This window comes from Rhodococcus sp. 14-2470-1a (genome assembly GCF_002259425.1).
Taxonomy (GTDB): domain Bacteria; phylum Actinomycetota; class Actinomycetes; order Mycobacteriales; family Mycobacteriaceae; genus Rhodococcoides; species Rhodococcoides fascians_E.
Map to the genome: position 1 here is coordinate 65,106 of NZ_NPFZ01000015.1, position 7,014 is coordinate 72,119.

General features: G+C 66.8%; 1 protein-coding gene. It reads right to left on the bottom strand.

Annotated elements, in window-relative coordinates; translation table 11 throughout:
• Window position 1: 1 nt before the first annotated feature.
• Window positions 2–6,502 (bottom strand): type I polyketide synthase, encoded by a 6,501-nt coding sequence (locus CH292_RS08255; protein ID WP_094654468.1) that lies wholly within the window; start codon window positions 6,500–6,502, stop codon window positions 2–4.
• Between the last annotated feature and the right edge of the window lie 512 nt (window positions 6,503–7,014).

The window sequence follows — 7,014 nt, forward strand, 5'->3', positions numbered from 1 at the left end:
GTCAGACGGCTCCGGACGGGTCGGTCGTGGCCAGTACGGCTTCGGCATCGGCAGGCGCGGGGATCACGTCGGTGACCACCGTGTCCGTTCCGCGTGCGTGGTCCGGGACGCCTGCCTGGTCGACGGTGGGGTCCGGCTCGGCAGGGGTTGGTGCAGCCGGGTGTGCAGCAGTCCGGTCCTCGCCGTGGGCTCGTGCAGTCAATCCTGCGGCGAGCTTTCCTCCGATGGCGGCGAGGCCGAGCCCACGACCGAACTCCAGTACCGACAGTTCCAGCCCGACGGTCTTGCCCACGCGGGCCGCGAACTCGACGGCCATCAGCGAATCGAGCCCGAGCTCGGGCAACGGTGTCTGCACGTCGACTGCCTCGGCGTCGATGCCCATCACCAACGCCAGTTGCTCGGCCAGGATGAACGTCAGCACGTCGGCGCGTTGGTCCTCGGGTAGCGCGAGGATTTCGGCGTGCAGCGCGGTGATGCCCGACCCGCCGGTGCTCGCTGCGGCGATGTGCGCCGCGAAACGGGGAATGGTTGCCGACGCCGGATTGGCGATTCCCCACTGCTCCCAGTCGATTCCGACGAGAGCGACGTGCGGAACGTCGAACGTCAGAGCCTCGCGTAGCAGGAGTGTCGCGTCGTCCATGTCGATGTTCTTGAAGCCGAGCATGTCCAGATACCGCACCACTTCCTGTTTGGCCTCGGCCATGCCACCGCCCGCCATCGATCCCCAGCTGACGGTGAACGCCGCCTTTCCGCGCCGGCGCCGAGTCCACGCCAAGGCGTCGAGCACCGAGTTGGCGGCCGAGTACGACACCTGCGGCGCACCACCGGTGAGGCTGCTCATCGACGAGAACATGACGAACACCGACGGGTCGGCGCCTGCCTCGTCCAGTGCGCGGTCGAGGTTCACGGCGCCGGTCACCTTGGGCAGGAAGATGCTGCGCAGGGAGTCGTCGGTGATGTCGTTGACGGCGTAGTTGTCGACGAGGCCTGCCGTGTGGAAGACACCCGCGATCGCGACACCGCGTGCGTGTACTCGTTCGATCAGTCCGAGAACCGAGGCGTAGTCGGAGATGTCGAGCAGTTCTTCCCCGACCGTCACGCCCTGCGCGGCGAACTCGGCGAGCGTCTGCTTGGCGCGGTCGGTGGTGGCACCGCTGCGGCCGACGAGCACCAGATCACGTGCGCCTTCGGCGACGAGCCATCTGGCCACGGCGGTTCCGAAGGCTCCGAAGCCGCCGGTGATCACGTACGACGCCGCCGGATCGATGTCGACGGTGGGGATCTGCGGCCGTACGACGGGCGCATCGTCGTCCAGCGACAACACCACACGCCCGGTGTGCGAGGACCGGACGACCGACTCGAAGGCGTCGCCGACTCGGTCCATCGGGAACGTCGTGTACGGCAACGGTGCGTAGTCACCAGCCGACATCTTGTCCAGAACCTCGCGGGTCACCTGCCGGGCCAGGTCGGGTTTGTGCTCGAACATCCGGTCCATGTCGACGGCGTAGAACGTCAGGTTCCGGTCGAACGGTTTCAGATCCATGACGCCACCGAAGTAGATGTCGGCCTTGCCGATCTCCACGATCCGGGCGAATTCACCTGCCACGTTCAGGTTCTGGGCCATGATCTCGCCGGGGGAGGAGTTGAAGACCACGTCGACACCCCGGCCGTCGGTGAGGGCCATGACCTCGTCCGAATAGTTCAGGGATCTCGACGCCAACACGTCGTCGGCGCCGGCATCCCGTGCGACCGCGCGGCGCTCCTCGGTGCCTGCCGTGGCGATCACGCGGGCTCCCATCAGTTTCGCGACCTGGACGGCGGCGAGCCCCATTCCGCCCGCCGCGCCGTGGACGAGCACCGTCTCGCCGGGCAGAACGCGTGCGAGGTGCACCAATCCGTACTGTGCGCACAGGAACGGCAGTATCGACGAACACCAGCCGGTTTCCCAGTCCGACGGAATGGGCATCGTCCCGCCTTCGTCGATGCCGACGGTGACATACCGACGCATCATGTTTCGAGCGCACACACCCATGTGGTCGCCCGGGGACACCTCGGTGACTCCAGGCCCGACCCGGGTGACGATGCCTGCGCCTTCGAGCCCGAGCGTGGTCCCGAAGTACGTTCCGGCCAGTTCCTTGTCGGTGAGGACGCCCATGACCTTCAGCGGATCCTTGTAGTTCACCCCGACCGCTTCCATCCTGACCTCGATCTCACCTGGACCGGGATCGCGACGAGCATGGGCACGGAAGGTGAGGTCGGACAGCAGTTTCGACGCAGGCACCTCGATTGCGAACGATTGCTCCGGATCGCGCACGACCGTCGGCTGATCGCGAACTGCGAGATGCTCGTCGGCGTTGCTCTTCAGAATCACCACCCATCGTGACCCTTGCCGGAGAGCGACCTCGTCGACGACGTCGTTCTGGAACGGACCGAACGCGAACGTCTCGGTCGTGATGTCCGACAACGGTGTCGACGGCTCGGTGTCGACGAAACGCCATGCTGCCGGCGATTGTTCGTTGCGCAGCGACCTGCGTGCCCCGACGAGTCCCGCGTGCGCGAGATCGGCACCCTCGGTGTCGCCCGGCATGCAGAACGCTCGCTCGGTGACGATGACGGCCGACACCGATCCGGGATCCGTCGCAGGACCGGTCTCGTCGCCGTAGATCGCGATGTGCACGGCGCGAGCCGCGACGAGCGCCGCGCCGACGGCGGACGCCGGATCGGTGAACGCCCCCGCGACCGCGACGACGGTGGCCCGGTCGACGCCCGGTGTGGCCAACCCTGCGCGGAGAGCGGCCACGATGTCATTCACCGGCGTCACAGCGGCGTCGAGAACGATCGACGACGGTCGGGATGCGGCGATCGCGTCGGCCCGCGTGCGGGTTGTCTCGGTGGCGTCACCGAGGGTGAGGACGAGGGCGAAATCGCGCGCCGCCTCGTCGCGTATCGCCGCCGAGTCCCGGTTGTCACGCAACTCCCACACCGGCTCGTAGAACACCTTCGACAGGCGAGCATGCAGCGACTGCGGGGGAGCGATGGGCCGGAACTCGATGTTGCCGAGGGTGACGGCCGCGCGTCCCTCGGAGTCGGTCACGGCGATGTCGGCACGCATGGGCTCCGCGCTGGTCCTCGTGACGACGACGGTCGCGTCGTCCGGAACCGGCCCGTATCGCCTGACCGTTCCCACCGAGAAGGGGACGACGGCCCCCGACGGCCCGGCGGACAGGGTCGCGACGCACTGCAGCGCGGTGTCCAGGACGGCGGGATGCACGAGGTGGCCCGAGCCTGCGTGGCGCCCGGCGTCGATGGAGGCGACGACGGTGTCCTTGCCGATGCGCGCGGACCTTATGCCCTGGAATGCCGGCCCGTACCGCAGCCCCGCCGACGCAAGCAGCGGATACAGCACGTCGCCGGTGATCTCGGTAGCGGTCTCCTCGATCTCCGACGCCACGAACGGAGCGTCGAAGTGTCCTTCGACGAGCCGCCCGGTTGCGTTGATCGTCCACGCCGAGTCCGTCGCCGACCTGGACCGAATGACGAAGCGCCTCGTGCTGTTCTCGACGGCCACTTCGAGCACGGGCACGTCGTGCTTGTCGACGACGAGTGGCGCGACGAACTCGACGTGTTCGAGGCCGACTTCCCGACGCCCGGACCGGACTGCGGCGGCGCTCATCGCCGCGTCGAGGTAGGCGGTACCCGGGAGAAGCACGAGTCCGTCGACGACGTGGTCCTGTAGCCACGGCAGTTGCGACACGGCGAGTTCCGCGCGCCATTCCGACGACAGTGCCGAGGTCCGGTCACCGAGCATCGGATACAGAGTGTCGGTTCCCATCCGGTCCGCGACGGTCTTCTCGTCCTCGTGCCAGACGCGCGACTTCTGCCACGGGTAGGCGGGAAGCGGCACGTGCGGCGACGGTTCGGTCCTGCCGCCGACGAACGAGCCGGCCGCGTACAGCGCGGACACCGCCGTGATCAGCGACTCCGAGTCGCTCTGCTTGCGAACGAGCGTGCCGATGGACGTGCCGGGATCACCGGTGCGGATCAGGATCTCGCGGATGTTGCCGGACAGGACTGGATGCGGACCGACCTCGAGGAACACCCGGTGGCCCCGACCGATCAACGCAGTTACTGTGTCGGCGAACCGCACCGGCTTGCGCACGTTGTCCACCCAGTACCCGGCGTCCCAGCTCGCGTCGGTGACCTCGCCGGCAGTGACGGTGGAAAACAGCGTCAGGTCGGGTTGCCGCGGGTCGATCGACGCCAGGCTACCGGCGACGTCGTCGAGAATCGGATCCATCAGATGACTGTGGTACGGCACCTCGACCTGCAGACGTTTGGCGAAGAACCCTCCCTCGGTGAGGCTTTCGGCCAACTCGGTCAGGTGCTCGGCGTCACCGGCCAACGTCACCGCGGTAGGACTGTTGATCGCTGCGATCGACACGTGCTCCACCATGTCCTTGCCTGCTTCGGCGAGGTAGGCCAACGCGTCGGCCTCGGACAGGCCGACCGCCAACATCGACCCCGTCCCTGCGGTCGTCGCCTGCAGCCTGGCGCGATGGCAGCTGACCAGCAACGCGTCGTGCAGGCTGAGGGCACCGCTGACGTATGCCGCACTCACCTCGCCCACGCTGTGCCCGACGACCGTCTCCGGTTCGATACCCGACGCTCTCAGCTCCGCGACCAGAGACACCTGGACCAGGAAGTTGGCGGGCTGCGCTACCTCGGTGTTGGTCACCCGTGAGTGTTCCTCGTCGCGGCTCAGCTCCTCGATGATCGACCACCCCGCGATCTCGATGAACGCGTCGTCGACGATGCTCGCCGTGCGGGCGAACTCTCCGCCTGCCAGCAGTAGTTCACGAGCCATGCCCCACCACTGCGGACCCATACCGCTGAACACGAAGACCGGCGCGCGTCCGCCGGCATCCACGACGTGGGACGTCTGCCCGGTCCCGGACGCGACGTCCCGAAGCTTCGTCGTCAGATCCTGCGCGTCGGTGTAGTGCACCGAGGTGCGGACGGGATGGTGGGCACGCCTGGTCCAGGCAGCCGCGGTGAACGCCTCGAGCGCGTCGTCGGAGCCGTCGAGTCGGTCCAGAGCGTCGGCGAGGGAGGCCGCGACGGCACGGACTGCGGCATCGGTGCGCGCCGAGAGCGGGAAGATCCGGACCGGGCGAGACGCGGTCCGGGTCGATGGGGCGGCCGACGGGGCGGCGGGAGCGGCGTCCATCAGCACGTGAGCATTGGTCCCGCCGTAGCCGAAACCGTTGATCGCGACGATGCGGCGGTCGTACTCCTCGGGAAACGGCTCGGCCTCGGTGGGGATACGAATTGCCAGTTCGTCGAACGGAATTGCCGGATTCAGTGTGTCCAGCCACGCCTGAGGAACGATGGTGCCGTGGTGCAGGGACAGTGCACTCTTGATGAGACCGGCGATGCCCGCCGCGGCCTCCGTGTGCCCGATCGACGCCTTGACGGACCCGACGACCAGTGGCGTCGTCCGACCGGGAACCGACCCGTACGCACCACCGAGTGCTTCGATCTCGAGCGGATCACCGACGGACGTGCCGGTTCCGTGCGCCTCGACGTATCCGACCTGTGCTGGGTCGATGCCGGCTTCGGCGCAGACCCGCTCGGCCAGTGCCCGTTGGGACACGGGATTGGGGACGGGAATGGCGATGGTGCGGCCGTCCTGGTTGACGCCCGATCCCCGAATGACCGAGTAGATTCGGTCGCCGTCGGCGATCGCGTCGGCGAGCGGGCGGAGCAGCACCATGCCCGCACCCTCACCGCGGCCGTAACCGTCCGCGGCGGCGTCGAACGATTTGGAACGGCCGTCGAACGCGAGGAATCTGCCCTTGCACATCGAAATGAACGTTTCCGGCCTGATCATCGTGTTGGCGCCGCCGACGAGAGCCATCGTGCATTCACCACGGTCGAGCGCGCGCACGGCCTCGTGCACCGCGACCAGCGACGACGAACACGCGGTGTCGATCGTCATCGACGGACCCACCAGGTCCAGCGCATAGGAAATACGGTTGGACAACAGCGTGTGCGACGAACTGGTCGCGCTGTGTGCATTGATGAAGGCCCTGCCCATCTGCGAACCCCGCAGTCCCGCAGAGTCGTTGGTGAAACCGCCGACGTACACACCGATCGATTCACCCGACACCCGTCCGGCATGGCCGGCGTCGTCGAGAGCCTCCCACGCGACCTCGAGCAGCAACCGTTGCTGCGGATCGGTGACCGCAGCCTCACGCGGAGAGATGCCGAAGAACTCCGGATCGAAATCCCACAGCGACTGCGTCAGAAAACCGCCCTTGCGCGTGTACATGCGGCCTGGAGCATCCGGATCGGGGTCGTAGAACCTGTCCGCATCCCACCTGTCCGCAGGAATGTCCACGATGCCGTCGCCCTTGGAGACCATGAAGTCCCAGAAACTCTGCCCATCGTGAACTCCGCCCGGGAACCTGCAACCGATACCGACAATCGCAATCTCGACCATGATTCTCCCCCGATACAGTGTCGACCAGACCATGGACGGCTCCCGAGAGCGCACGGACAACACCCGCACCCCCGAACAGACGCCCCCCGAAACGCCGTCGAGCACGGAGAACGCCGTCGATGTGCGGTCCGATCTCCGTGCTGGGTGAAATATAAGCAGACTCCACCGACAACCGCCATAGGGAAATCAATTGCGAGCGCGCGGTCTTCGCTGTCTCAATGACCGATGACAAGGTCCAGTTTTCAACAGTGTGTCCCGAACCCCGGTCGGGAGTGTTCGGCGGTCGCGAACGACGAAAACTTGTGATGGTGAGCAGTTTTCGATAATTGGGCGCGGAACCATCTGTCGTTCAGTGGATTTCCAGCTTTCCCCTCCGCGTGCCCCGGCGCCCTGGTTTTCCGGACCGAACGTGGCGTTCGGTCACTTGGGGCGGGCTCAACCGGTGGATGCGCCACCGCTCCTGATCAGGGAGTAGGTGGTGTGTCGTGGGTGGACGACCACGCAAGTCAGAG